The sequence below is a fragment of the Tessaracoccus flavescens genome (assembly GCF_001998865.1).
In the GTDB taxonomy this organism is placed as follows: Bacteria; Actinomycetota; Actinomycetes; order Propionibacteriales; family Propionibacteriaceae; genus Arachnia; species Arachnia flavescens.
Genome location: NZ_CP019607.1, coordinates 2,691,101 through 2,715,001 on the forward strand (window position 1 = coordinate 2,691,101; position 23,901 = coordinate 2,715,001).

The window sequence follows — 23,901 nt, forward strand, 5'->3', positions numbered from 1 at the left end:
AACAGTTCTCAGGATTCTCTCAAAATCGGGTCCGGTCAACGGGAGAACCGCGTTCAGCAAGCCGTTCCGGTGCCCCTGAACGGCGGGTAGTGTTGCAGCCGATCGTCACCAACTTACGCAAAGGAACACTGTGGATCTCCTGGAGTACCAAGCGCGTGACCTGTTCGAGCAGTACGGCGTGCCCGTGCTGCCCGGCAAGACCGCAACAACGCCCGACGAAGCTGTCGAGGCCTACAAGGAGCTCGGAACCGACCTGGCCGTCATCAAGGCCCAGGTGCGCACCGGCGGCCGCGGCAAGGCAGGCGGAGTGAAGCTCGCCCGGGGTGAGGAGGCGGTCGCCAAGACCGCGGCCGAGATCCTCGATCTCGACATCAAGGGGCACCCGGTCGACATCGTGATGCTGAGCCCCGGGGCCGACATCGCGGAGGAGTTCTACTTCTCCATCCTGCTCGACCGTGCGGCGGGTGGCTTCCTGGCCATGTGCAGCATCGAGGGCGGCGTCGACATCGAGACCCTCGCCGTCGAGCGGCCCGAGGCCCTCGTCAAGATCCCGCTCGACGCGGTGGAGGGGATCACCCCGGCCGTCGCCCAGAGGATCGTGGCCGAGGCAGGCTTCCTTCCCGAGGACCACGAGGCCGTCGGCGCCGTCCTGCAGAAGCTCTGGACGGTTTTCAACGAGGGCGACGCGACGCTGGTCGAGGTCAACCCGCTCGTCAAGACCGGCGACGGGCAGATCATCGCCCTCGACGGGAAGGTGACCCTCGACGAGAACGCCGAGTTCCGTCACGAGGACTGGAGCGCCTACGACGAGACCACCGGGGCCGTCGACCTGGAGAAGCAGGCCCGCGAGCTCGACCTCAACTACGTCAAGCTCGACGGCACCGTCGGAGTGATCGGAAACGGGGCCGGGCTCGTGATGAGCACCCTCGACGTCGTCGCCGCGGCAGGCGAGGACGTGGCAGGCTCCCCGAAGCCTGCGAACTTCCTCGACATCGGAGGCGGCGCGTCGGCCCAGGTCATGGCGAACGGTCTACGGATCATCATGAGCGACCCGCAGGTGAAGTCGGTCTTCGTCAACGTGTTCGGCGGCATCACCGCGTGCAGCGACGTGGCCAACGGCATCGTCAACGCCCTCGAGATGCTGGGCGACGAGGCCCGGCTCCCGATCGTCGTGCGGCTCGACGGCAACTCCGTCGACGTCGGAAAGGCGATCCTCGCCGAGGCCAACCATCCGCTGATCACCGTCAAGAACACCATGGACGAGGCGGCCCGTGCCGCCGCCCGTCTCGCGGCCGAAGGGAACTGAGCCACCGATGTCGATCTTCATCAACGCTTCCTCGCGGGTGCTCGTCCAGGGCATGACGGGCAAGGAGGGGCGCAAGCACACCCAGCGCATGATCATGTCCGGCACCCGCATCGTCGGCGGCGTCACGCCAGGTAAGTCGGGCGAGTCGGTGCTGTTCGAGGAGGACCCGGTACCCGTGTTCGGGTCGATGGTCGAGGCCGTCGCCGCGACCAACGCCGACGTCTCCGTCGTGTTCGTGCCCCCGAAGTTCGCCAAGGCCGCGGTCCTCGAGGCCGTCGAGGCCGAGATCGAACTGTGCGTCGTGATCACCGAGGGCATCCCCGTGCACGACTCGATCGAGTTCCTCGCCGCGGCGCAGGAGTCGGGCACGAGGGTGATCGGCCCGAACTGCCCCGGCCTGATCTCGCCCGGGAAGTCGAACGTGGGCATCATCCCCGCCCACATCTCCGGCCCAGGCAGGATCGGCCTCGTGTCGAAGTCAGGCACGCTGACCTACCAGATGATGTACGAGCTGCGTGACCACGGCTTCTCCACCGCCGTCGGCATCGGCGGCGACCCGGTGGTCGGCACCCGTCACATCGACGTGCTGCAGGCCTTCGAGGAGGATCCCGAAACCGACATCATCGTGATGATCGGCGAGATCGGCGGCGACGCCGAGGAACGGGCAGCCGAGTACATCCAGGCCAACATCACCAAGCCGGTGGTCGGCTACGTGGCAGGCTTCACGGCGCCTCCCGGCAAGACGATGGGCCACGCCGGCGCCATCATCACCGGCTCGGCCGGGACGGCCCAGGCCAAGAAGGAGGCCCTCGAGGCCGCCGGTGTGCTGGTGGGGGAGACCCCGTCGCTCACCGCCCAGTTGGCGCGCGACGCGATCGCCCGCCTGCGCGGAAGCCGCTGAGCCTGCACGACGAGCGAGCGCCCCTGATTCCGAAGAATCAGGGGCGCTCGCCCGTTTGGTACGGGTTGGCCTCAGGCCTGGCTTGCGCGCACGGCGATCCGGTTGGCGAGCTCGGTGAGCTGTTCGTCGGTGAACCTGTAGTCGCCCTCCGTGGTGATCACGGTGTAGGAGACCTTCGTGTCGACGACGCTGAGCAGCACCTGGAAGCTCGACGACGCCTTGCCTCCCTGGGACTGGGTGACCAGGAAGCCGACGGAGGAGCCCTGCGCCTCGACCGCGGTCGGGGTGGTCACCGCGACTGTCTTTTCGACCTTCGCCGTGTTGACCCGCTTGGCGCAGTCGGTGAGGTTCTTGCCGAGCCGGCTGCTGAACTGCGCCGCCGCCTGAGGCGTGTCGAACGTGTACAGGACCTGGTCGATGCCGAAGATCGCCGGGACCTGGTCGTCCTGGGTGAGCGAGAACTTCGTCTCCTCGCCCTTCGTGGGGCCCGTGGGGCTGGCCAGCGTCAGGTCCTCGCAGCCGGTGCCCGTGATGCTGACGGCCTGGGCGGGACGCGCCTGCCAGCGGCCCTGCCCCGGTCGGATCCGGGGGAGGTCCGAGGTGATCAGCCAGCCCTTCGGCTCAGCGGGGGGAACCACCGTCTCCGCCGCGGTGGGGGCGAGGGCGTCCTCGACGCCCTGGGCCTCGTTGAGCGCCGTCTGGGGGCGGACCAGCGCCGTTGCCACCGCGTCGGCGGCCACCGGCTCGTTCAGCCGCTTGGCGTCCACGAGCTGCAGCGCCGAACCTTCCTGGGTCAGCAGCACGGTGTGGTAGGTGTTGACGTCCTTGCCCTCGTGGAAGCCCTGCTCGAGCACGGTGAGCTGGAAGGTGCGCTCGGCGAGGCCGGAGATCTCGGCCGCGCGGACGATCAGGACCGGAACGTCGGAGCAGGCGGACAGCGCGGCGATCCGCGCGTCCATCACGGTCGTGGCAGACTCGGGGTTGGCGTACACGTCGATCCGGTGCAGGGCGGCGAGCTTGTCGTCAGTGGTGGTGCCGAGGGAGCGCTGGAGGCTGTGGGTCGGGTTGACCTGCTCGCCGACCTCCCCGGTGATGCAGATCGGGAAGCCTTCGTGCTCCGAGACCGACTCGGTGGTCGAGACCTCGGCCCATTCGGAGGCGGGGGCGAGCGCTGCGAGGTCCTCACCGGTCAGTAGGTCCGCGACCTGGGCGGGTGCCGCCGAGGGGGAAGCGCTGGGGGACGCCGTCGCGCTCGGCGAACCCGAGGGGTCGGCCGGCTGCGGGTTGAGGCCGCGCGAGATGAAGTAGCCACCGAGGCCGAGCACGAGCGCGATCACGAGGCCCGCCGCGGCGAAGCCGAACAGGCGGCCCCGGTGTGCGTCGAACCAGTGTTGCTGAGCCTGCGGCTCAGGTACCTCGTCCGGGGAGGTCGTCGACAGGGCAGAGCGACGCGGGGCCGGGCCCTGGAAGGTGGAGCGGGGGAGCACGGGAGCCGGAATGGGGGTGACCGCCGGTTCCTCACCCGAGGGAGCGGCTCCGCTGGTGGGGGCCGGTGCCTGGGCCGCGTCGCTGCCCGGGCGGGCGAACGGATTCGCCGACGCGCCGGTGTCCGGCTCGACGACCGACGTCGGATCGTCGTCGACGGGACCTCCCGCGACGTCGTCGGCCGCCGCCGGCTCGTCCCCGAGCCCGGCGTCTGTCGGATCCTGATCCGGCTCCGGATCAGCCGAGCCGCGTCGCGCCCGGTAGACGTCCTGGACTGGGGTATCGTCAATTTCGGACTCGTCGGGTCCCCAGGCGCGCCGGGCGCGTCCAGACTCTCCATCAACCATGTCGACACCTCCAATCGACCGCTTCATTCACCGGTGTCGTTTGTCAACACTACCGGTGGACCAAAACAACATGCGAAAACCTCAAGGGAAGATTCCAGGTGGCACGGAGCTCAACTAAGCCTCGAACCGTCGCGATCGACGTCGACGCGGTCGGCGAACCGCAGCCGCGTCAATGGCCGTGGCCGTGGTACGTCGCGGCTGTTGTCGGACCGGTCGCGGTGCTGCTAGCGGGCTGGATCGTGCTCAGCGGGCTCGCCGCCGTCGGCTGGCTCACCTCGCCTGACACCCAGCTGTCGTCAGCCCTGTCGCTCTCGACGCGGCTGCTCCTCCTCGCGCACGGCACCCCGGTCGACATCGGCGGCCTTCCCGTCTCGATCATCCCCCTCGGCCTGACCCTGCTGCTGGTCTTCCTCGCCATCCCCGTCGCCTCACTCGCTGCCCGCCAGGCGGCGGGCGCGAACGCCGACGCCGACGACACCGGAAAGCTGTGGGTCGACGGTGAGACGATCGTCGTGCGGGTCGCCGGGATCTTCGCAGGCGTGTACGCCGTCTGCGTGGTGCTCCTCGCGGCGCTGATGGGCTCCCTCGGCCTCCAGGCGGTCGTCGGCGGCATCGCCGTCGGGGCCGTCGCGGGGCTGTGGGGCGCGGCGCGCGGCGTCGGATTCGACCCGACCGAGCGCTGGCCCCAGTGGCTGCGCAGCGTCCCGCGCGCCATCGGTGCCGCCCTGCTCGTGGTCGTTGCCGGTGGCTCGGCGCTGCTGACCATCGCGTTGATCGCCGGACGCGAGCGCGTGATCGCCATCGGCGACCAGCTAGACGGCGGCGCCGTCGGGGTCGTCCTGCTGACCGCGCTGCACCTCATCTATCTGCCCAACTTCTTGCTCGCCTGCGCCTCGTGGGTTCTGGGGGCAGGCGTCACGGTCGGCGACGGATCCCTGCTGACGATCGCCTCCTCCGACGTGGGGCTGCTCCCGGCGCTGCCCATCTTCGGGATCGTCCCCGAGAACGGGGCCGGATCCGGGGCGAACTACTGGTGGCTCGCCGTCGGTGCGCTTGCCGGGGCCGTCGCCGCGCTCGTCGTCACGCTCAGCAGGCCGCGCGCCCGGTTCGACGAGACGGCCCTGGTCGGCGCCCTCCCGGGAGTCGTCGCGGGCGGTTTCGTCGTGCTCGCCTGCGCGCTCGGGTCGGGTGGGCTCGGCGTCGAGCGGTTGACCCACCTCGGCGCCCGGATCCCCGAGCTCGCGATCTTCGCCCCCACGATCCTCGGACTCTCGGGGATGCTCGTCGGCCTCGTGCTCGGCCTGCTGCGCAGGCCGGAGGCGCACGACGAGGCGCAGGAGGACGCGAACGCGTAGGGTTGGCCCGGTGAGAACCCACGTCGTCGTCCTCCTCTCGGGTTCGGGCACCCTGTGCCAGGCCCTCCTCGACGCCATCGACGCCGGTGAGGTCGACGCCCGGGTCGTGGCCGTCGTCTCCGACCAGGCGGATGCCAAAGGCCTCGACCGGGCCCGCGCGCACGGCATCCCCGCGGTGGCGCACCCCTTCACCCGCGGCGGCGACCGCGCCGCCTGGGACGCCGAGCTCGCCGAGATCGTCGCCCGGTTCGAGCCCGACCTCGTCGCCTCCGCGGGCTTCATGAAGCTGCTCGGCCCGGCCTTCCTCGAGCGCTTCGGTGGTCGCACCATCAACACCCATCCCGCGCTGCTGCCGAGTTTCCCCGGCATGCACGGCCCACGCGACGCGCTGCGCGCCGGAGTCAAGGTCTCGGGTGCGACGGTCTTCGTCGTCGACGCCGGGATCGACACCGGTAGGATCCTGCTGCAGGGCGCGGTCGACGTGCTGCCGGATGACGACGTCGACGCGCTCCACGAACGCATCAAGGTGGTCGAACGCCGCCTCCTCATCCAGGCTGTCTCCGAATGGAAGAAGGAAACCCAGTGACCGATCAGATCCCGCTGCGCAGGGCGCTCGTCTCCGTCTACGACAAGACGGGGCTGCTCGACCTCGGCCGCGACCTCGCAGCTGCAGGGGTGGAGATCGTCTCCACCGGATCGACAGCGGCGAAGCTGGCCGATGCAGGCATCCCCGTCACCCCCGTCGAGTCGGTCACCGGTTTCCCCGAGTGCCTTGACGGCCGCGTGAAGACGCTGCACCCGATGGTGCACGCGGGCATCCTCGCCGACCGCAGGCTGGAGAGCCACCGGTCGCAGCTCGAGGTGCTCGGCGTCGCGCCCTTCGACCTGGTGATCACCAACCTGTACCCGTTCGAGGCGACCGTCGCCTCGGGCGCCTCCCAGGACGAGTGCGTCGAGCAGATCGACATCGGCGGCCCGACGATGGTGCGCGCCGCCGCGAAGAACCATCCGTCGGTCGCCGTGATCACCTCCGCCGAGCAGTACCCGGCGCTGCGGGCCGCGCTCGCCGAGGGCGGCTTCACGCTCGACCAGCGCAAGCGCCTCGCCGCGGCAGCCTTCGTGCACACCGCCAACTACGACGTCGCCGTCGCGAGCTGGATGGGCAACGTGCTGACCGACTCCTCCGAGGGCTCCGGCTTCCCTGCCTGGGTCGGGGGGACCTGGCGAAAGGTCGCCGACCTGCGCTACGGCGAGAACTCCCACCAGAAGGCGGCCCTCTACCGCAACGGTGACGGCCACTCCGGGCTCGCGGAAGCCACGCAGCTGCACGGCAAGGAGATGAGCTACAACAACTACGTCGACGCAGACGCAGCCCGACGCGCCGCCTACGATTTCGACGAGCCCGCCGTCGCCATCATCAAGCACGCCAACCCGTGCGGCATCGCTGTCGGCTCCGACATCGCAGAGGCCCACCGCAAGGCCCACGAGTGCGACCCCGTCTCCGCCTTCGGTGGCGTGATCGCCGCCAACCGCCCCGTCTCGGTTGAGATGGCCCGCCAGGTCGCCGAGATCTTCACCGAGGTGATCGTCGCCCCCGCCTACGAGGAGGGCGCCGTCGAGGTACTGCAGGGCAAGAAGAACATCCGCATCCTGATCGCCGAGGGGGCCACCAACGCGGGCACCTCGCTGCGCGAGATCGACGGCGGCATGCTGCTGCAGCAGAGCGACGCGATCGACGCCGCGGGAGACGATCCGGCCACCTGGACGCTCGCCGCGGGCGAGGCCGTCGACGAGGCCACCCTCGCCGACCTCGCGTTCGCGTGGCGGGCCGTGCGGGCCGTCAAGTCCAACGCCATCCTGCTCGCCCACGACGGCGGCTCGGTCGGCGTCGGCATGGGCCAGGTCAACCGCGTCGACTCCTGCCACCTCGCCGTCGATCGCGCGGGGGAGCGTGCCGCCGGTTCCGTTGCCGCCTCCGACGCCTTCTTCCCCTTCGCGGACGGGCCGCAGGTCCTGATCGACGCCGGCGTGCGCGCCATCGTCCAGCCGGGCGGTTCGGTGCGCGACCAGGAGGTCATCGACGCCGCGACCACCGCGGGGATCACGATGTACTTCACCGGCACCCGCCACTTCTTCCACTGAGGAGCCGACCGTGACCGCCCAGAAGCTTGACGGCAAGGCCACCGCCGCCGCGATCAAGGCCGAATTGACCACCCGCGTCGCGGCCCTGCGCGAGCACGGCGTCGTCCCGGGACTCGCCACCGTGCTCGTCGGCAGTGATCCCGCGAGCCAGAACTACGTCCGGATGAAGCATCGCGACTGTGAAGAGGTCGGCATCGCATCGATCCAGGTCGAGCTCCCCGAGGACACCACCGCCGACCAGCTCCGCGAAGCCATCGAGGGGCTGAACGCCGATCCGGCGTGCACCGGCTACATCGTGCAGCTGCCCATCCCGCGCCACCTCGACGAGAACTGGGCGCTCAGCCTGATCGACCCGGACAAGGATGCGGACGGCCTGCACCCGATCAACCTCGGGCGGCTCGTGCTGAACGAGCCCGCGACGCTCCCGTGCACCCCGCGCGGCATCGTCGAGCTGCTGCGGCGTCACGACGTCGAGCTCAACGGGGCCGAGGTCGTCGTGGTGGGCCGCGGGATCACCGTCGGTCGCCCGCTCGGGCTGATCCTGACCCGTCGCAGCGAGAACTCCACCGTGACGCTCTGTCACACCGGAACCCGCGACCTCGCCGAGCACACCCGGAAGGCCGACGTCGTCGTGGCTGCCGCGGGCGTGCCGCACATGATCACGGCCGACATGATCCGCGAGGGGGCGGCGCTCGTCGACGTCGGCGTGAGCCGGGTCGACGGGAAGACCACCGGTGACCTCGCCCCCGACGTGTGGGACAAGGCAGGCTGGGTCACGCCAAACCCGGGAGGCGTCGGCCCCATGACGCGCGCGATGCTGCTCAGCAACGTCGTCGACCGCGCGGAAGGCCTCAATGCCCGATAAGCCGGACAGGCCGGCGGACTCGTACCCGTCGAACCCGTGGCCACTGATCATCGTGGTGGCCGTGGTGCTCGCTGCGGTCGTGTTCGCCGCGCTCGGCTTCTGGCGCCGCTCCGCCCTGCTTTTCGCGGCCGCGCTCGGCCTCGGCGCTGTGCTGCGGCTCGTGCTTCCCCGCCGGATCGCGGGCCTGCTCGTCGTGCGTCGGCGCTGGATCGACGTCACGGTGATGGCCGTCATGGCGATCGCGACGGCGGCGATCGCCTTCATCGTCCCCGGAAGCTGAGCCTCCGACCATGGGCGACGAGGCGCTGGACGGGCTCCGCGAGCGGCATCGTCGACTTGACGCTGCCCTCACCGCTGCGGCCGAGCGCTTTGACGAGTTCTCCCAAGCGGCGCGGGGTAGCGGGCTGACGGTCGACGTGATCGCCGCAGAGTTCGGCCTCTCGCGCGGGTTCGTGGCGGCGCTGGTGTCCGGTGCCGGGTTCGAGGAGGCGCTGCGCGCCCTGGTCGCGGAGCCGGCTCACGAGCGGGTCGATCAGGTCGTCACCAGGGACGGGGTGGTCTCCTATCTGACCACCGACGCCGACCTCGTCCCCGACGGCGCGGACTGGGCCGTCGGCTGGATCGAGACCGACCGGGACTGAGCGGGCAGGGCCGGGCCCCGGCGCCGCTGCGCCGGGGCCCGGAATCAGGGTGTGGTCAGGCCGACTTCGGCATGAACAGCACCAGGTTGTTGAAGACCCACTGGTTCTCCTGGCTGAACGTGTACCCACCCCCAGCCTTCGGGGTCGCCTTGTACACCGTCGCATTGACGTAGGAGCGGCAGCCGTCACGGCCGGTCGCGGGGGTGTCGCACTCAGTGCGCCACTTCCTGCCGTCCGAGGCGGTCCACGAGCCGGTCACGCCGAGCGGGTTGCCCGCCCACTGTTCCCGCTTCATGTACGGGAGGTAGGTCAGGTTGTTGAACGCCCAGTCCTGTTTCACGACGAAGGAGTCGCCGCTGCGCTGGACCGTCGTGGCCCAGATGCTCGTGCGGCAGCGCTGCGTCTGCGAGTAGGCCTCACACTCGGTGAACCAACGCCGCCCGTTGAGGTCGTGGTAGCCGGGAAGGGTGTAGGGAGCCGATGGCTCGAACTTCCACGGCTTGGACGGCGTGGGCATCGGGGACGGCGTCGGCTTGGCGGTCGGCGTCGGCTTCGGCGTGGGGGTCGGCTTCGGGGTCGAGGTGTCCTTGACCACCGGATACTGCCAGGCCTGGACCTTCCCGTCCTTGTCCTGGAACGAGACGAGCAGGGTGCCCTCGTCGGCGAGCGCCGCGAACGCCTCCTTCCCGAGCTTCAGCCTCACCTTGCTCGAGCCGACCTTCACCTCGGCCGTCGTGCTAGCGAGCACCCGTCCACCCATGTCGTCGCCCCAGGGGGCGGCGGTGATGTCGTCGGGTGAACAGGTCGAGAAGCCGAGCTCGTCGCCCTCGCAGCTGGTGATCCACACGGGCACCATCCCGAGGTCGCCGTGCCACGCGAATGCCCGCAAGGTTCCCGCGGCCGTGCTGGTCACGTCGAACGTGGCCTGGGCCTGGTTGAGCGACACGGAGTCGATCTTCAGGGCATGCGATGCGTCCAGACCGGAGATCGTCACACCACGGGTGGCCGACTGGTGGATCGTCTGCGGAGACTCGACCCCCATCAAGGCCGTGTCCGGGATGATCGGGTCGGACGGCGTGGTCGGCCGGTCGGCGGGCGCCGTGTAGCCGTCGAGGTAGGCGTGACCCCAGCGGTACGGCTCGGACTGCTGGCTGCCGAAAGGCGACCAGGCGGTACGGGTCTTGCCGATGTAGGTCGTCACGTCGGAGTCGTAGGGGGTCACGTTGAGGCCCAGGTACTTCGGGTCAACCTCGTTGTCCGCCTGGGCCCCGGTCGGAGCCTTGCCCGTCACGACCGCCGCGGGCAGGTTCGCCAGCGGGATCTTGGTCTCGACGGTGTAGCTGCCACCCTCGTAGGTGCCGTCGGAGGTGCGCGTGACCTTGACGCCGACCGTCTGGCCGGGCGAGTTCGGGGCGTCCTCGATGGTGTCGGCGAGCGGACCTGACGAGAAGCCCTGGTGGTTGTCGGCGTCGCGGCTCCAGCACGGGCCGTCCGGACCGTTGCCCGCGGCGCCGGACGCGTCGTCGGTGTAGGGCAGGATGCCCGACTTGAACGTCGTCGACGTGTCGCGCGAGCCGCCCATCGGATCGAGCAGCACCTCGACGGAGTCGACGAGCCAGTGCCCGAAGCAGCGCTCCGGCGGGGCGGCGGCGCTCACCTTGTCGTCGACGACGGTGGCCACGACGTAGAGGTCGTCCCCGTTCCACGACATGCGAAGCGTGCTTCCCTTTCCGCAGTCGGTCCCGTCCGGCGCGCAGTCGGCACCCTCCCACTTGCGGCCGATGTCGAGCGCCGGCCCGTAGGAGTCGTCGGCGACGCCGTCGACGGTTGGCGCGGTTCCGGCCTCCGGGATGACGGTGGTGGGAACGACGTAGAGCTTCAGCACCTCGGAGCTCGTCGAGCCGGGTGCCGTCGTGGTGATGGTGATGTTGGCGTTCACTCCGGCGGCTGCGGTCGGGTCGGTGTGGGTGACGACGAAGTCGACGGTGGTCCCGGCCCCGGCGGCGAGGTTGCTGTAGGGCTTGCTCGTCGCGTCGGCGGTCATCCCGGCGGGAAGGCTCAGCGACACCTCGCCCGACTGGGCGGCGTTGGTGCGGTTGCTGACCACGACGGGAACGGTGATCGACTCCCCGGCGCCGATCTGACGCTCGGCGTTGGAGCGGCCGCCGACGTTGGTGAACTCTTCGGCCCACTGGTCGTACTCCGCGTAGTTGCCCCAGCGCTGGAAGCGGCCCTCGACGCCGGCGACCAGCTCGATCCGGGTGTCGGTGTAGGCGGTGACCGATCCGTTGCTGAACGTCGCCGAGATCGGGTAACGCTTCAGGGCGCTGTCCGCGGCAGGGGTGACGGTCAGGGTGACCGACGAGGAGTCGGCCTCCGTGATCGGGCCGAGCTTGACGTCGCCGGAGACCTGCCAGCCTTCCGGCAGTTTGAGGGTGACGTCGCCTGCGGCGATGGTGCCCTTGCCCGAGCGGGCGGTGACGGTGACCTCGAAGGGGACCCCTGGCGCCTGGAAGTAGTCGTCCGTGGTCAGGGAGTAGGTCGACCCGAGCGGCATGCCTCCGGGGTCGGGCAGGACGGAGCCGTAGAGAAGTGCGTCGTCCTTGGCGTTGCCTGCCGAGCCGTTGGGCTGGAAGGGCACGACGGACTGGGCGATGCCGTAGCGCAGGCACTGGGGATCGTAGACGCCGGTGAACTTGGGTCGCGCCTGGGTGGCGTGGACCATGAAGCCCTCGCGGCCCGTCTGCGCCCACGTCATGGCCGACCCTGCGGGCTTGCCCTGGACGTTGCCCTCGAACCAGGTGTAGGGGGAGTCGTAGCCGCTCCAGGTGCCCACCACCGTGAACGGGTTCTCCGCCGCGGGCGTGTAGCCGGCGTTGCAGTCGGGGGCCATGGTGCCACCGGTTCCGGTGGTCACGCCGCCGGAGGTGATCGTCTTGACCTGCCAGGTGTCGACGGCGTCGGGCCCGGTCAGCTGCTCCGGGAACCTGGTCGGATCGGCCGCCATGGCCGCCGCCTCCCAGATCACGCGACCGGCGTACTGGTGGTTGCCGTGGCCGACGGCCATCGACGGCGAGAAGCCGACCAGCACGTCCGGCTGGGTCTGGCGGATCACGTGCACGACCTGGCGCTGGATGCGCTCGGAGCCCCAGACCTCCTCGGTGAGGGCGGCGCTGGTGTTGTAGAAGAAGTCGACCGCGTCGATGTTGTAGATGTCGAGGGTGCCCGACCGGTAGTGGGAGGCGCGGTCCTCGTTCTCGCGACGCAGGCCGAGATCCGGACCGGCCTCGTCGCCGACGGAGTTGGAGCCGCCCTCGCCGCGGGTGAGCATGATGATGCCGCACTGGACGTCGTACTTGTCGTGCCAGACGCCGCATGGTGTGATGAACGACGCGTCGTCGTCGGGATGGGCCCACAGGCCCATGACGTCGATCTTGCTCGGGTTCACCTCGGTCGTGACCGACGGTTCACCGACCTTGAGTCTCTGGTCGTCCGCCGACGCCGGTGTCGCCATCGAGAATCCGATGACGAGAGCGCCGGCGAGGGCGATCAGCCGTCTGCCGAGTGATGGGGCCTTCATGGGTGGTCAACCTCCGAACGCGGACCACTGTGTCCGCTGCGTTGCTTCCTGAGACATGCGTCAGCTTAAGCAGATCTGACGGGGTCAGCAACGCTTTGATCGGATTTGACGCAAACCTATCGGAGCGCTGCGGTGCCAGCAGCGGACGCGGGTCGTCTGCAGAGCCTGTGGCCGGCCATGGAAATGAGCATTTTTCCGGGCTCGTTGCCGATGGCAGCGTTCACATCGCCGCCAGGGCGTGATGAACTCAAACAGACACTCACTCAGCGGAGGCGGGGGCGGTCAGTCCCTCCGTGCGTCCGGGGCGGTAGCCGAGGTGCGAGGCGAGCGCGAACGTGCCCTCGGCGCGGCGGACTCCGTGCACCTCGTGGGTCGGGATCAGGTCGCCGAGGAAGGCGTAGTCGCGGGCAACGTAGGCGGCGCGCAGGTCCCCTTCCGCGGCCTGGCGCGAGACGGTGCGCCACCAGTCGGCGATGTCGCCCCAGCCGGGCGCCGCAAGCGATCCGCCGAAGCGACGCACGGCCATCGAGGAGCTGAGCGAGGCGAAGCGCAACCGGGTCTCCAGCGGCCAGCCGGCAAGGGTGCCGAGCACGATCGAGGCCGCGAAGACGTCGCCGGCGCCGGTCGGGTCGATCGCCTCGACCGGGACGGCGGGGCAGTACGCCTCCTCGCCGGTGCTGCCGTCGATGGCGTAGCTTCCTCCGACGCCGTCGGTGACGACGGCGAGGGGCACCAGGTCGGCCAGCTTCCGCACCGCCTCGGTCGGACGGTCGGTGCGGGTGTAGCGCATCGCCTCGACGGCGTTGGGGGTGAACGCATGGCAGAACTCGAGCGGCGCGAGCGTCGCCTGGTCCCAGCGGCCCGTCTCGTCGAAGCCGATGTCGGCGAACAGGAGCGTCCCGCGCTCGCGCAGCGCGCGCCAGTACTGCCCGGCCGAGCCCAGATCGATGGCGGCCGCGCGGGCGGAGGGTGCCTCGAGCAGGGCCGCGTCGAGCGACTCGGGGAGCTCGTGGGCGTGGGTGACCATGCCCCGGTCGCCGCTGAAGGCCATCGACACGGTGATCGCCGAGTGGAAGTTCGGGAACCGGCGGGAGGCGGACAGGTCGATGCGCTCGTCGTTGGAGAGCACGTCCCACATCCAGTCGGCGTAGGCGTCGTCGCCGAAGCCGGTGACAAGACCGGTGCGCAGGCCCAGCCGTGCCGCCGCCGTCGCAAGGTTGGCGATGCCGCCCGGGCACGATCCCATCCCGCTGGAGTACAGCTCCTCACCCGGCTCGGGGAGGCGGGGGAGCCCGGCGAAGATCAGGTCGAAGAACAGCGGCCCGGTGGTGAGCACGTCCAGCGGCGGACCGTCGCCCGTGCGGGTGGCGGCCAGCGGGTCCCAGCTCCAGCACTGGTCGCACTTGGTCTCGTCGTGCACGTGATCGGTCATTCCTTCGCAGCCCCCTCGAGCATGCCGTTGATGAAGTAGCGCTGCAGGAACAGGAACGCCACGATGATGGGTGCCGCGATGATGACGCCCGCGGCGGAGAGCAGCGCGTGGTCTGCGGTGTACTGGCCCTTGAAGATCGACAGGCCGAGCGGGGCTGTGCGCCACACCCCGGACGGGCTCATCACGAGCGGGATCAGGAACTCGTTCCAGGTCCACATGAACATCAGGACGGCGACCGTCGCGATCGAGGGCAGTGCAGGCGGGATCATGATCCGCCGCAGCGTCGTCCAGCCGCTGGAGCCGTCGATGGCGGCGGCCTCGATCAGGTTCGGCGGCATCGCCCGGAACTGGCTGCGCATCCAGAAGGTGCCGAACGCGACCGACTGGGCGATCTGGGGCGCCGCGACGGCCCAGATCGTGTCGGTGAGCCCCAGCGTGCGCAGATCGAAGAACAGCGGGATCACGATGGCCTCGGCCGGCACCATCATGCCGAGCAGGAAGAGGTAGAACAGCAGCGTCGAACCGGGAAACCGCATGGTCCCGAAGGCGTAGCCGGCCAGGATCGACAGGACGAGCGCGACGCTGACCACCAGCAGCGCGACAAGCACCGAGTTGGTCAGGGCAGAGCCGAACTGGCCGAGCTGCCACGCCTCGACGAAGTTCTCGAAGTGGAGGCCTTCGACGGTGACCCCGATCTTCGGGCCGAGCGCGGTGATGGCGATGGTGATGATCGGGAAGATCGCGTACAGCGCGAAGATGGAAAGGATGACGTAGTTGAGTGTGCGCTCAGCGGCGGAGACCTTCATCGCTTCTCCTCCCCGATGCGCGAGACGACGACGTTGATCAGGAAGACGAGCACCGTCAGGACGACGGCGACCGCGGAGGCCGAGCCGACCTCCTTCAGGTTGAACGCCCGGTTGTAGACCTCATAGCTCGGCACGGTCGTCGCCGTCCCCGGTCCGCCTCCTGTGGTGACGTAGACGAGGTCGAAGGTCTTGAGCGCGGCGATGATGGTCAGCACGAGCGCGGTGGTGATCTCGGCCTTGACGCTCGGCAGCGTGATGGCGAAGAACTCCGAGACGGGCCCGGCCCCGTCCAGTCGCGCCGCCTCGTAGAGGTCGTTGGGGATCCGGCCCATGCCTGCCAGCAGCAGCAGCATGACGAGGCCGGTCTGCAGCCAGAACCCGACCATGCCGACGGCGGGGAGCGCGAAGTTCGGATCGCCGAGCCAGCCCCTTGTCAGTTCGTCGAGCCCGATCGCGGAGAGGGCCCTGTTCAGGAACCCGTTCGGCGCGTAGATCTGGTACCAGGCAACGGCCACAACAACCAGCGCGATGACCTGGGGCATGAAGATGACGACCCGGAAGAAAGCGAGGCCGCGGACCTTCCCCCTGCGCAGGATCGCCGCGAGGACGAGGCCGACGACAAGCGGCAGGATCGAGTAGAAGATGATCAGGATCAAGGCATGTGAGATCGCGGCGAGGAAGCGGCGGTCGCTCAACAGGTCGACGTAGTTGCCGAGCCCGACGAACGTCGACGGGCCGAAGCCCGGCCAGTCGTACAGCGAGAACTGCGCGGCCCGCATCAGCGGGTAGAGCAGAAACGCGGCGTAGACGAGGAAGGCCGGGAGCAGGTAGAGGTAGGGCGTGAAGCGCCCGCGGACCACTGCCGAGGGCGCTTCCCGCCGCTTCCGCGCCGTGAAACTCACTGTCCCGTGAACTCCTTGTAGTCGGCCTCGAAGTCGCCGAGGACGTCCTCAGGCGAGCGCTGGCCGCCGAGGACCTCCTGCAGCCCCTGGCCCGCGGTGTCGGAGAACGACGGGGTCGCGTAGTCGAGGTACGGCAGCAGGGTGCCCTCCTGGGAGACCTTGTCGAACGCCTCGAAGATCTCCTTCTGGACGCCCTTCTCGGGTGCGAGCGCGGCGGTGTCGAGGACGGGGAAGCCGCCGTTCTCGGCGATCAGCTTCATCGCGTCGGAGGTGGTGATGAAGTCGATGTAGGCGGCGGCCGCGTCGACGTTCTTGGCCTTTGCCGGGATGGAGAACGGGATGCCCGTTCCGCCGGTGGTGGCGAGCTTGCCGTCCACCGCGGGCGGGGGAGCGATGAAGTGGAGGTCCTCGCCCATCACGGCCTCCATGTCGGTGCCGAGCCAGGAGCCGCCGGGAAGGAACACGCCGGTGCCCTTCGTGAAGTCGTTCCAGGCCGCGTCGTAGTCGGTGCCGTTGGGGGAGGATCCGAAGTACTTCTTGGCTCCCCAGTCCGCGAACTGGGTCATCGCCTGCTTGTTCGCGTCGTCCGTCCACGAGGCGCCCGCGTTGCCCATGCCGAGCTTGACGATCTCCTCGGGGGTGACGTACTTGGCCTGCAGCGGCCCGAAGACGTGCAGGGCGGGCCACTTGTCGACGTTGCCGAGCACCATGGGCTGCTCACCCTTGGCGAGCGCGGCGTCGAGCTGCTCGAAGTACTCGTCCCACGTGGTGGGCACCTTCAGGCCGAGCGAGTCGAGCTTCTTCTGCGAGTAGAAGATGCCGACGATCTCGCCCGTCTGGGGGAGGCCGTAGAGGTTGCCTTCGCCGAACGTCGTGGCGTCGGCGCTGTAGCGCACCTTCGACAGAACCGAGGTGGGGAAGCGGTCCTCCCAGCCGTAGGTGGTCGCGTAGGGGCTGAGGTCGGTTAGCTGACCGGCCTTGACGAACTGGCCCATGTCCGCGCGGGCGTTGTTGACCTGCACGACGTCGGGCACGTCGTTGCCGCTCAGGGCGAGCGAGACCTGGGCCTTCAGGTCGTCGAACGACTGGCTCTTTCGCTCGATCTTGATGTTGGGGTACTTGTCCTGGAACGCCTTGTTAAGCGCCTCCAGGGCGTCGTTCTGGCTGCCGCGGACCTCCTGGTCCCAGACGACGAGCGTGATGTCACCGAGCTGGCTCGGGTCCTTGGATTCGACGGCGCTGGGGCTACCAGCGGGTGCGTCGGTCGGTGCTTCCTCTCCTGGAGCACAGGCCGACAACACGCCCAGCCCGGTGACGCCTGCGGCACCGAGAACGAAACTGCGGCGTGAAAAGGGTCGAAGCGACATGGGTCCTCCTTGACTTACTGCGTGAGGGAGATTCTGCCATGTTTTGCGCGCGAATGCTCACATTTTTTCTTTCATGCTCAGAAATCGCTGTAGTGTCTGACGCATGCTGACGGATGTGCGCCAGCGCCGGACTACCGAACTGATCCTCCGCCAGGGATCGGCCTCGGTGCCGGAACTGGCAAAGACGCTGGGTGTCTCGGAGGCCACGGTGCGCCGCGACCTCGACCTTCTTGCGGACAGCGGGCTCGTGGAACGGGTCCGCGGCGGCGCGTGCCGCCCACGCGGGGTGCGCGCCGAGGTGGACGCCTCCGCGTTCGACGTGGTCGCGAGCCAAGAGCCGAGCGAGAAGCGCTCCATCGCCCGCGCCGCCGCGAAGCTGGTCAAGGACGGAGACGTCGTGGCCATGGACATCGGCACCACCGTATTCTCCATGTGTTCCTACCTGCGCAACCGGGAGATCACGGTCGTGACCGCCTCCCTGGCCGTCGTCCGCGAACTGGCCGACGCGCCCGGGGTCGACCTGATCGTGATGGGAGGGGTGCTGCGCCCCAGCTACCACTCGATGGTCGGGGTGCTGACCGAATCGTGCCTGCGGCAGGTGCGCGTCGACGTCGCCTTCCTCGGCTCGGCCGGGGTGCGCGCCGACGGCGCCGTACTGGACTCCACCCCGAGCGAGGTCCCCGTCAAGCGCGCCATGATCGACATCGCCACCCGGTCGTGGCTGCTTGTCGACCACAACAAGTTCCCCGGGACGGGTTTCCTCGAGATCGCCCCCGTTTCCCGGTTCGCCGGCCTGATCACCGATCGGCCGTTGACAACCGGACAGCTGCAACTGCCCGACGACTCGCCTGTGGAGGTAGTGGTTTCATGAAGCTCGTGATTCTCGGAGGCGGTGGCTTCCGGGTCCCCCTCGTCTACGACGCGGTGGCGGGCAACGCGCTCGCCGTCGACGGCGCCCCCGCCGTCAACATCGACGAGGTCGTGCTCTACGACAACTCCGAGCACCGGCTCGGCGCGATCGAACGCGTCGTCGGTGAACACGCGGCCGGCTTCGACAATCCGCCCGCCGTCGGCTTCACCACGGACCTGCGCCAGGCCCTCGAGGGGGCCGACTTCATCTTCTCGGCCATCCGTGTCGGCGGCACCGCGGGGCGCATCGCCGACGAGCGGGTCGCGCTCGAACTCGGCCTGCTCGGCCAGGAGACCATCGGCCCCGGCGGCCTCGCCTACGCGCTGCGCACCATCCCCGTGATGCGCGAGATCGCCAGGACCATCGCGGAGGTCGCGCCCGGTGCCTGGACGATCAACTTCACCAACCCGGCAGGCATCGTCACCCAGGCCATGCGCGAGTTCCTCGGCAACCGCGTCGTGGGCATCTGCGACACCCCGATCGGCCTGGTGCGCCGCGTCTCCCGCGTGCTCGGCGTCTCGCTTGAACACGAGCAGGAGCGCGTCTCTTACGACTACATCGGGCTCAACCACCTCGGCTGGCTTCGCTCGGTCACCATCGACGGCGTCGACCGCCTCCCCGACGTGCTCGACGACGAGGCGCTGCTCGATCAGATCGAAGAGGCGCGCGTGATCGGGAAGGACTTCGTCCGCGCCATCGGCGCCCTTCCCAACGAGTACCTGTACTACTACTGGCGCACCGACGAGGCCGTCGAGCACATCCTCGAGGCCGACGAGACGCGCGGGCAGTACCTCGCGCGCCAGCAGGAGGAGTTCTACCGCCGGGTCGCCGAATCGGACGGGCCGGGGGAGACCTGGAGCACGGCACTGCACGAACGCGAGGCCACCTACATGGCAGAGGCCCGTGAGTCCGACGAGGAGCGCCGCGAGGAGGACGTCGCGGGCGGCGGGTACCAGGAGGTGGCGCTCAGGCTGATGAACGCGCTCGCCACCGGACGACCGGAGCGGATGATCCTCGACGTCGCCAACGGAGGAGCGCACGGCCGGATCGTGCCTGAACTGCCCGACGACGTGGTGATCGAGGTCGGCTGCGTGGTCGATGCGGAGGGCGTGCATCCGCTGCCGGTCGCGCCGCTCGAGCTGAGCCAGCTCGGCATCATGGCAAGGCTCCGTGGATCGGAGCAGGCCATCGCCACCGCGGCCGCGACAGGCGACGCGCGGCAGGCCTGGATCGGGTTCTCCATGCACCCGCTCGTCGACTCGCCCCGGCTGGGGCGCGCCCTGCTCGACGGGTACGTCGCCGCGCATCCCTCGATCGCGGAACTGTTCGGGGGTCAGCCCGGGTAGGGCATCGTTCCCCAGTTGTCGCCCGGACGGGGCGTCATCGGCTGCCAGGGCCCGCCCTGGCCGAGCAGCTGGGCGGCCTGCGTGCGTCGCACCACCACAAGGTCGACCAGCTGCTTATGGGTCTGCAGCAGTTCGCTCGGCGGGCGAGCTGACTGGTCGGCGTCGAGCCTCTCCCGCACGAGGGCCAGCTCGGTCGTGTTCTGGATGAACTCGCTGAGCGCCCTGCGCTCATCCCCGTTCGTGCGGGAGAGCACCGCCTTGCGGGAGGAGAGATCGGCCAGCCAGCCCGCCTCGCTCGCCGTGATCCAGCCGAAGTGCACCAGCACCGGCAGTTGCCGCTGGACGGCGGCCTGCTCGCCCTTCCTCGAGAGCACCCCGATCACGATCAGGCCGGTGACCACGAGGATCTCGATGCCCGCGGTGACGAGGGAACCGGTGTCGCCGAAGAGCTGGTACGAGCTGTTGTGCACCCAGTGCAGGAACACCGCCAGGCACCATCCGGCCACGGGCCAGACGAGGCGCATGACGCCCGGTGCGCGGAAGCCGAACCAGATGCCGATCGAGGCGATGATGGTGAGGATCGGGTGCAGGAAGGCCACAAGCAGCAACCGGACGACCAGGACCTGCAGGCTCTCGGAGGCGGTCTCCGGGCCGAGGGCGTAGCTGATGTTCTCGATCCACGAGAAGCCGAGCCCCACCATGCCGCCGTAGACGATGGCGTCGGTGAGCGAGTTGAACTCGGCCCGGGCCCGCTTGGAGCTCAGCAGCAGCACGACCAGGAACAGGGCCTTCGTCGACTCCTCGATCAGGGGCGCGGAGATGCGCGTGGTCGCCTCGAACGAACCGGTCGAGCCGAGCACGACGGTGTTGACGATGCCGCTGACGAAGGCCGAGACGCCTGCGCCCCAGAGGAAGGCCCCCATCAGGAACATCGGCGGCTCGGGCTCCCATCGGTCGAGCCAGCGCAGGAACCAGAAGCCCAACGCGGCGACAACGGAGAAGACGAGCACCGCGATCATGGAGATCAGGACGGGTCGGAACAGGACGATCACCATGCCGAGGAGGGTGCCGAGGCCGCCGAGGATCACCACGATCAGCGGAACGACGAAGGCCTGCTCCTTTCGCCGGTGCCACGGCTTCGGCGCGGGCGCCGGGAACTGCACGGGTGAGCGCCCGTACGGAGCCTGCCCGGACGGATTGGCCCCGCCCGGAGGTGGGAACTGCTGCTGCGGGTATGTCACCGGACAAGCCTAGGGCGCATCCGTTCCAGTCAGCCCACGTTGGGCGCTTGGGGGTGGGTGTTTAGGATTGCGCCATGCAGACTGAAGCGCCAGGTGAGACCGCCGAGGGCGACGCCGCGGCCGTCGACCCACGCCCCATGCCCTCGGACCGCACGAGGTACATCCTGTTCGGCGAGATGCTGCTGTTCGCGGTGATCAGCCTCGTGGCCTCCTTCGTGCTCAGCTATGACGCGATCAAGCTCGCGGAGAACCCGGACCAGTCGCTGGCCTGCGATGTCGCCGTGTGGCTGAGCTGCTCGAAGGTGGGACTCTCCTGGCAGGCGCAGGTCTTCGGGTTTCCCAACGCCTTCCTGGGGATGATCTCGGAGCCCGTGGTGATGACGATCGCCGTCGCCTCGCTGTGCAAGGTGCGCTTCCCGAAGTGGTTCATGTTCACGGCCAACGTGGTCTACCTGCTCGGAGTGATCTTCGCCTACTGGCTGCTGTTCCAGTCGACGTTCGTGATCGGAGCGCTGTGCCCCTGGTGCCTCACCGTGACCGTCTCCACCACCTTCGTCTTCTGGTCCATGACCCACTGGAACATCCTCGAGGGCAACCTTTACGTCTCCGAAGGGGTGCTGGAGAAGCTGCGCAAGTTCGTCCGCGACGGCTGGATGACGATCACGCTGATTGCCTGGCTGGCCGTCGTGGTCGCGATCGAGGTCATGAAGATGGTGCTCAAGGTCATCTGAGCCGCTGCTCAATCCGGGGTGAGCGGTGAGCGACCCTCGAAGTGCCGCGCCGGGTGACGGGGGGTAGAGTCAGCCTCACGGATCCCTATGAGAGGAAATCAAGTGAGCACTGAGGCTCCCGTCAAGATCGCCGTCACCGGCGCCGCTGGCCAGATCTGCTACAGCCTGCTGTTCCGCATCGCGAGCGGCTCGCTGCTTGGCGATCGCCCCATCGAACTGCGCCTGCTGGAGATCACGCCCGCGCTCAAGGCGCTCGAGGGCGTCGTCATGGAGCTCGACGACTGCGCGTTCGGCAACGTCGTCAACATCGAGATCGGCGACGACCCGAAGAAGGTCTTCGACGGGGTGAACCTGGCCATGCTGGTCGGCGCCATGCCGCGCAAGGCAGGCATGGAGCGCGGCGACCTGCTCTCTGCCAATGGCGCGATCTTCACTGCCCAGGGAAAGGCCCTCAACGAGGTGGCCGCCGATGACGTCAAGGTGCTCGTGACCGGCAACCCGGCCAACACGAACGCCCTGATCGCCTCGAAGAACGCGCCCGACATCCCGGTCGAGCAGTTCAACGCGCTGACCCGCCTCGACCACAACCGCGCGCTGACGCAGCTCGCGCAGAAGCTCGGCGTATCGGTCAACGCGATCTCGCACATGACCATCTGGGGCAACCACTCGGCCACCCAGTACCCCGACCTGTTCAACGCGCTGGTCGACGGCAAGAACGCCGCCGAGCTGGTCGACGACCAGGCCTGGATCGAGTCGACCTTCATCCCGACCGTCGCCAAGCGCGGAGCGGCCATCATCGAGGCCCGCGGCCTTTCGTCTGCGGCCTCCGCAGCCAACGCCACCGTCGAGCACATGCGCGACTGGGTGCTAGGCACTCCCGAGGGCGACTGGGTCTCGATGGCCGTGCCGTCCGACGGCTCCTACGGCGTCCCCGAGGGCCTCATCTCGTCGTTCCCCTGCACCGTCAAGGACGGGAAGTACGAGATCGTCCAGGGCCTCGAGCTCAACGATTTCTCCCGCTCGAAGATCGACGCCTCGGTCGCCGAGCTGGTCGACGAACGCAACGCCGTCACCGAGCTCGGACTCATCTGAGCCGACACGCACCGTGAAAAGCGGCCCGCCCTGATCCGGGGCGGGCCGCTTCCACGTCTGGCTCAGTGGTCGAGCGCGGCCTCCGCGCCTCCACCGGTCATCGAGCGGACCTCCATCTCGGGGGCCTGGTCGGCGAACTTGCCGCCATCGGGCTTGAGGACGGAGCCGAGCCAGCCGAGGAAGAACCCGACGGGCACTGACACGATGGCCGGGGTGTCGACCGGGAACAGGGCGAAGTCCACGTTCGGGAACATCGCGGTGGGCACGCCGGAGACGGCGGGGGAGAAGATGATCAGCACCACGGCGGTGATCAGGCCGCCGAAGATCGACCACACGGCGCCCGCGGTGGAGAACCGCTTCCAGTACAGCGAGTACAGGATCGACGGCAGGTTCGCCGTGGCGGCGACCCGGTGGAAGTCCTGTGAATCGATGCTTGGCCTGGGGTTTTCCACTAGTGGATCGGACATGCGGGTGGTGCTTTCTGAGTGCGCAACGCTGCGCACCCGGTGCACGATAGCGCCTCGCGACCGCAGAACCGGCCGATTCCGTCGAAGCTCACCCTCCTTCGGTGATGCAGGGTGCCCGTGGAGGGTGGCGCTAGCATTGCGCCCATGCCGCAGCTCGTAGTGACCCTCGACTGCCCCGACCGACCGGGGATCGTCCACGCCATCACCGGGGCGATCGTCGCCGTCGGCGGCAACATCACCGAACTGCAGCAGTTCTCCTCTCCCGATTCGGGCAGGTTCTTCACGCGCATCGCCGTCGAGGGCGCAGAGGCCGAGGGTCTTGAACGTGCCGTGCGCGAGGCGACAGACGGCTTCGGGGCGCGGCTGAGGGTCGATGACGCCGAGCGTCCCGTGCGGACGCTGCTGCTCGCCTCCAAGGCGGGCCACGCCCTCAACGACCTGCTGTTCCGCTGGCAGGGAGGCGAACTCCCGATCGACGTGGCCAGGATCATGGCCAACCACGACGTCCTCTCGCCGATGGCCGCGTTCTACGGGGTGCCGTTCGAGAGCCACGCCGTCACCCCGGAGACGAAGGCCGACTTCGAGGCGCAGGTGCGTCGCGTCGTCGAGGAGGAGGGCATCGAACTGGTCGTGCTCGCGCGTTACATGCAGATCCTCAGCCCCGGGCTGTGCGAGTTCCTCGCCTGGCGGGCGATCAACATCCACCACTCGTTCCTGCCGGGCTTCAAGGGCGCCAACCCCTACCGCCAGGCCCACACCCGCGGCGTGAAGCTGATCGGCGCAACGGCCCACTTCGTCACGAGCGACCTTGACGAGGGCCCGATCATCGAGCAGAACGTGGTCCGCGTCGACCACACGATGAGCGTTTCGAAGCTCATGCGCAAGGGCCAGGCCCAGGAGTCGCAGACCCTCGCCGAGGCCGTGCGCCTGTTCGCCGAACACCGGGTGCTTGCCGACGACGACCGCACCGTCATCTTCCGGTAAG

Annotated in this window: 21 protein-coding genes; 13 read left to right on the top strand and 8 right to left on the bottom strand. The window is 68.9% G+C overall.

What is annotated here, in order from left to right:
• Nucleotides 1-130 precede the first annotated feature (130 nt).
• Nucleotides 131-1,306 (top strand): ADP-forming succinate--CoA ligase subunit beta, encoded by a 1,176-nt coding sequence (sucC, locus tag BW733_RS13020; protein WP_077351103.1) that lies wholly within the window; start codon nucleotides 131-133, stop codon nucleotides 1,304-1,306.
• A gap of 7 nt (nucleotides 1,307-1,313) precedes the next feature.
• The gene (sucD, locus tag BW733_RS13025) at nucleotides 1,314-2,207 is read left to right on the top strand and encodes a succinate--CoA ligase subunit alpha (RefSeq protein ID WP_077352997.1); all 894 of its coding nucleotides are present in this window, start codon (nucleotides 1,314-1,316) and stop codon (nucleotides 2,205-2,207) included.
• Nucleotides 2,208-2,278: 71 nt separating this feature from the next.
• Here sucD and BW733_RS13030 read toward each other — a convergent pair whose 3' ends face one another.
• Complete coding sequence (locus tag BW733_RS13030; protein ID WP_077351105.1) at nucleotides 2,279-4,039, bottom strand: hypothetical protein; 1,761 nt, start codon at nucleotides 4,037-4,039, stop codon at nucleotides 2,279-2,281.
• A gap of 98 nt (nucleotides 4,040-4,137) precedes the next feature.
• Between BW733_RS13030 and BW733_RS13035 the strand changes: the two genes are divergently transcribed.
• Genes BW733_RS13035 through BW733_RS13060 form a run of 6 tightly spaced genes read left to right on the top strand, consistent with a single transcriptional unit; the run spans nucleotide 4,138 to nucleotide 9,042 of the window.
• Nucleotides 4,138-5,394 (top strand): cell division protein PerM, encoded by a 1,257-nt coding sequence (locus tag BW733_RS13035; protein WP_077351107.1) that lies wholly within the window; start codon nucleotides 4,138-4,140, stop codon nucleotides 5,392-5,394.
• Between the two features lie 10 nt (nucleotides 5,395-5,404).
• Nucleotides 5,405-5,980, top strand: a complete 576-nt coding sequence (purN, locus tag BW733_RS13040) for a phosphoribosylglycinamide formyltransferase (protein ID WP_077351109.1) — start codon at nucleotides 5,405-5,407, stop codon at nucleotides 5,978-5,980.
• On the top strand, nucleotides 5,959-7,536 hold the full coding sequence (gene purH, locus BW733_RS13045) for a bifunctional phosphoribosylaminoimidazolecarboxamide formyltransferase/IMP cyclohydrolase (protein ID WP_077351111.1): 1,578 nt from the start codon (nucleotides 5,959-5,961) through the stop codon (nucleotides 7,534-7,536). The genes purN and purH overlap by 22 nt, the downstream gene beginning before the upstream one ends.
• Before the next feature lie 10 nt (nucleotides 7,537-7,546).
• Nucleotides 7,547-8,401: a bifunctional methylenetetrahydrofolate dehydrogenase/methenyltetrahydrofolate cyclohydrolase gene (locus BW733_RS13050; RefSeq protein WP_077351113.1), complete on the top strand. Its 855-nt coding sequence runs from the start codon at nucleotides 7,547-7,549 to the stop codon at nucleotides 8,399-8,401.
• The gene (locus BW733_RS13055) at nucleotides 8,391-8,681 is read left to right on the top strand and encodes a DUF3017 domain-containing protein (RefSeq protein ID WP_077351115.1); all 291 of its coding nucleotides are present in this window, start codon (nucleotides 8,391-8,393) and stop codon (nucleotides 8,679-8,681) included. Before BW733_RS13050 ends, BW733_RS13055 begins: the two co-directional genes overlap by 11 nt.
• Before the next feature lie 10 nt (nucleotides 8,682-8,691).
• Entirely contained in the window at nucleotides 8,692-9,042 is a 351-nt protein-coding gene (locus BW733_RS13060; RefSeq protein ID WP_077351117.1) for a hypothetical protein, read from the top strand.
• Between the two features lie 55 nt (nucleotides 9,043-9,097).
• Here the strand turns inward: BW733_RS13060 and BW733_RS19815 are convergent, their stop codons facing one another.
• The 5 genes from BW733_RS19815 to BW733_RS13085 all read right to left on the bottom strand — a co-directional run bounded on the left by BW733_RS19815 (nucleotide 9,098) and on the right by BW733_RS13085 (nucleotide 17,129).
• The gene (locus BW733_RS19815) at nucleotides 9,098-12,622 is read right to left on the bottom strand and encodes a PIG-L family deacetylase (RefSeq protein ID WP_077351119.1); all 3,525 of its coding nucleotides are present in this window, start codon (nucleotides 12,620-12,622) and stop codon (nucleotides 9,098-9,100) included.
• Nucleotides 12,623-12,881: 259 nt separating this feature from the next.
• Nucleotides 12,882-14,054: a carbohydrate kinase family protein gene (locus BW733_RS13070; protein ID WP_077351121.1), complete on the bottom strand. Its 1,173-nt coding sequence runs from the start codon at nucleotides 14,052-14,054 to the stop codon at nucleotides 12,882-12,884.
• Entirely contained in the window at nucleotides 14,051-14,860 is an 810-nt protein-coding gene (locus tag BW733_RS13075) for a carbohydrate ABC transporter permease (RefSeq protein ID WP_077351123.1), read from the bottom strand. Before BW733_RS13075 ends, BW733_RS13070 begins: the two co-directional genes overlap by 4 nt.
• Nucleotides 14,857-15,762 (bottom strand): carbohydrate ABC transporter permease, encoded by a 906-nt coding sequence (locus BW733_RS13080; protein WP_237268196.1) that lies wholly within the window; start codon nucleotides 15,760-15,762, stop codon nucleotides 14,857-14,859. Before BW733_RS13080 ends, BW733_RS13075 begins: the two co-directional genes overlap by 4 nt.
• Entirely contained in the window at nucleotides 15,759-17,129 is a 1,371-nt protein-coding gene (locus BW733_RS13085; protein ID WP_077351125.1) for an ABC transporter substrate-binding protein, read from the bottom strand. The genes BW733_RS13080 and BW733_RS13085 overlap by 4 nt, the downstream gene beginning before the upstream one ends.
• A 103-nt stretch (nucleotides 17,130-17,232) precedes the next feature.
• Between BW733_RS13085 and BW733_RS13090 the strand changes: the two genes are divergently transcribed.
• Both BW733_RS13090 and BW733_RS13095 read left to right on the top strand, forming a co-directional pair.
• A complete protein-coding gene (locus tag BW733_RS13090; protein WP_077351127.1) occupies nucleotides 17,233-18,000 on the top strand; it encodes a DeoR/GlpR family DNA-binding transcription regulator in 768 nt (255 codons plus the stop codon).
• On the top strand, nucleotides 17,997-19,385 hold the full coding sequence (locus tag BW733_RS13095) for a 6-phospho-beta-glucosidase (protein ID WP_077351129.1): 1,389 nt from the start codon (nucleotides 17,997-17,999) through the stop codon (nucleotides 19,383-19,385). The genes BW733_RS13090 and BW733_RS13095 overlap by 4 nt, the downstream gene beginning before the upstream one ends.
• Here BW733_RS13095 and BW733_RS13100 read toward each other — a convergent pair.
• Nucleotides 19,373-20,626, bottom strand: coding sequence for a PrsW family intramembrane metalloprotease (locus BW733_RS13100; protein ID WP_152024710.1), 1,254 nt, complete (start codon nucleotides 20,624-20,626; stop codon nucleotides 19,373-19,375). The genes BW733_RS13095 and BW733_RS13100 overlap by 13 nt on opposite strands.
• A 74-nt stretch (nucleotides 20,627-20,700) precedes the next feature.
• On the opposite strand from BW733_RS13100, the gene BW733_RS13105 reads away from it, so the two are divergent.
• Nucleotides 20,701-21,357, top strand: coding sequence for a vitamin K epoxide reductase family protein (locus tag BW733_RS13105; RefSeq protein WP_237268197.1), 657 nt, complete (start codon nucleotides 20,701-20,703; stop codon nucleotides 21,355-21,357).
• A 102-nt stretch (nucleotides 21,358-21,459) separates the two neighbouring features.
• Complete coding sequence (locus tag BW733_RS13110) at nucleotides 21,460-22,449, top strand: malate dehydrogenase (RefSeq protein ID WP_237268198.1); 990 nt, start codon at nucleotides 21,460-21,462, stop codon at nucleotides 22,447-22,449.
• Nucleotides 22,450-22,511: 62 nt separating this feature from the next.
• On the opposite strand, the gene BW733_RS13115 is transcribed toward BW733_RS13110, so the two are convergent.
• Complete coding sequence (locus BW733_RS13115) at nucleotides 22,512-22,916, bottom strand: hypothetical protein (RefSeq protein ID WP_152024711.1); 405 nt, start codon at nucleotides 22,914-22,916, stop codon at nucleotides 22,512-22,514.
• Between the two features lie 135 nt (nucleotides 22,917-23,051).
• On the opposite strand from BW733_RS13115, the gene purU reads away from it, so the two are divergent.
• On the top strand, nucleotides 23,052-23,900 hold the full coding sequence (gene purU, locus BW733_RS13120; protein WP_202970374.1) for a formyltetrahydrofolate deformylase: 849 nt from the start codon (nucleotides 23,052-23,054) through the stop codon (nucleotides 23,898-23,900).
• The last annotated feature ends 1 nt before the right edge of the window (nucleotide 23,901 follow it).

Excerpts from the sequence above, each read along its gene's own strand:
- BW733_RS13105 (WP_237268197.1), top strand. The coding sequence starts at position 20,701 with ATGCAGACTGAAGCGCCAGGTGAGACCGCCGAGGGCGACGCCGCGGCC.
- purH (WP_077351111.1), top strand. The coding sequence starts at position 5,959 with ATGGAAGAAGGAAACCCAGTGACCGATCAGATCCCGCTGCGCAGGGCG.
- BW733_RS13115 (WP_152024711.1), bottom strand. The coding sequence starts at position 22,916 with ATGTCCGATCCACTAGTGGAAAACCCCAGGCCAAGCATCGATTCACAG.
- BW733_RS13030 (WP_077351105.1), bottom strand. The coding sequence starts at position 4,039 with ATGGTTGATGGAGAGTCTGGACGCGCCCGGCGCGCCTGGGGACCCGAC.
- BW733_RS13070 (WP_077351121.1), bottom strand. The coding sequence starts at position 14,054 with ATGACCGATCACGTGCACGACGAGACCAAGTGCGACCAGTGCTGGAGC.
- BW733_RS13090 (WP_077351127.1), top strand. The coding sequence starts at position 17,233 with ATGCTGACGGATGTGCGCCAGCGCCGGACTACCGAACTGATCCTCCGC.
- BW733_RS19815 (WP_077351119.1), bottom strand. The coding sequence starts at position 12,622 with ATGAAGGCCCCATCACTCGGCAGACGGCTGATCGCCCTCGCCGGCGCT.
- BW733_RS13060 (WP_077351117.1), top strand. The coding sequence starts at position 8,692 with ATGGGCGACGAGGCGCTGGACGGGCTCCGCGAGCGGCATCGTCGACTT.
- BW733_RS13055 (WP_077351115.1), top strand. The coding sequence starts at position 8,391 with ATGCCCGATAAGCCGGACAGGCCGGCGGACTCGTACCCGTCGAACCCG.
- BW733_RS13075 (WP_077351123.1), bottom strand. The coding sequence starts at position 14,860 with ATGAAGGTCTCCGCCGCTGAGCGCACACTCAACTACGTCATCCTTTCC.
- BW733_RS13095 (WP_077351129.1), top strand. The coding sequence starts at position 17,997 with ATGAAGCTCGTGATTCTCGGAGGCGGTGGCTTCCGGGTCCCCCTCGTC.
- sucD (WP_077352997.1), top strand. The coding sequence starts at position 1,314 with ATGTCGATCTTCATCAACGCTTCCTCGCGGGTGCTCGTCCAGGGCATG.
- BW733_RS13085 (WP_077351125.1), bottom strand. The coding sequence starts at position 17,129 with ATGTCGCTTCGACCCTTTTCACGCCGCAGTTTCGTTCTCGGTGCCGCA.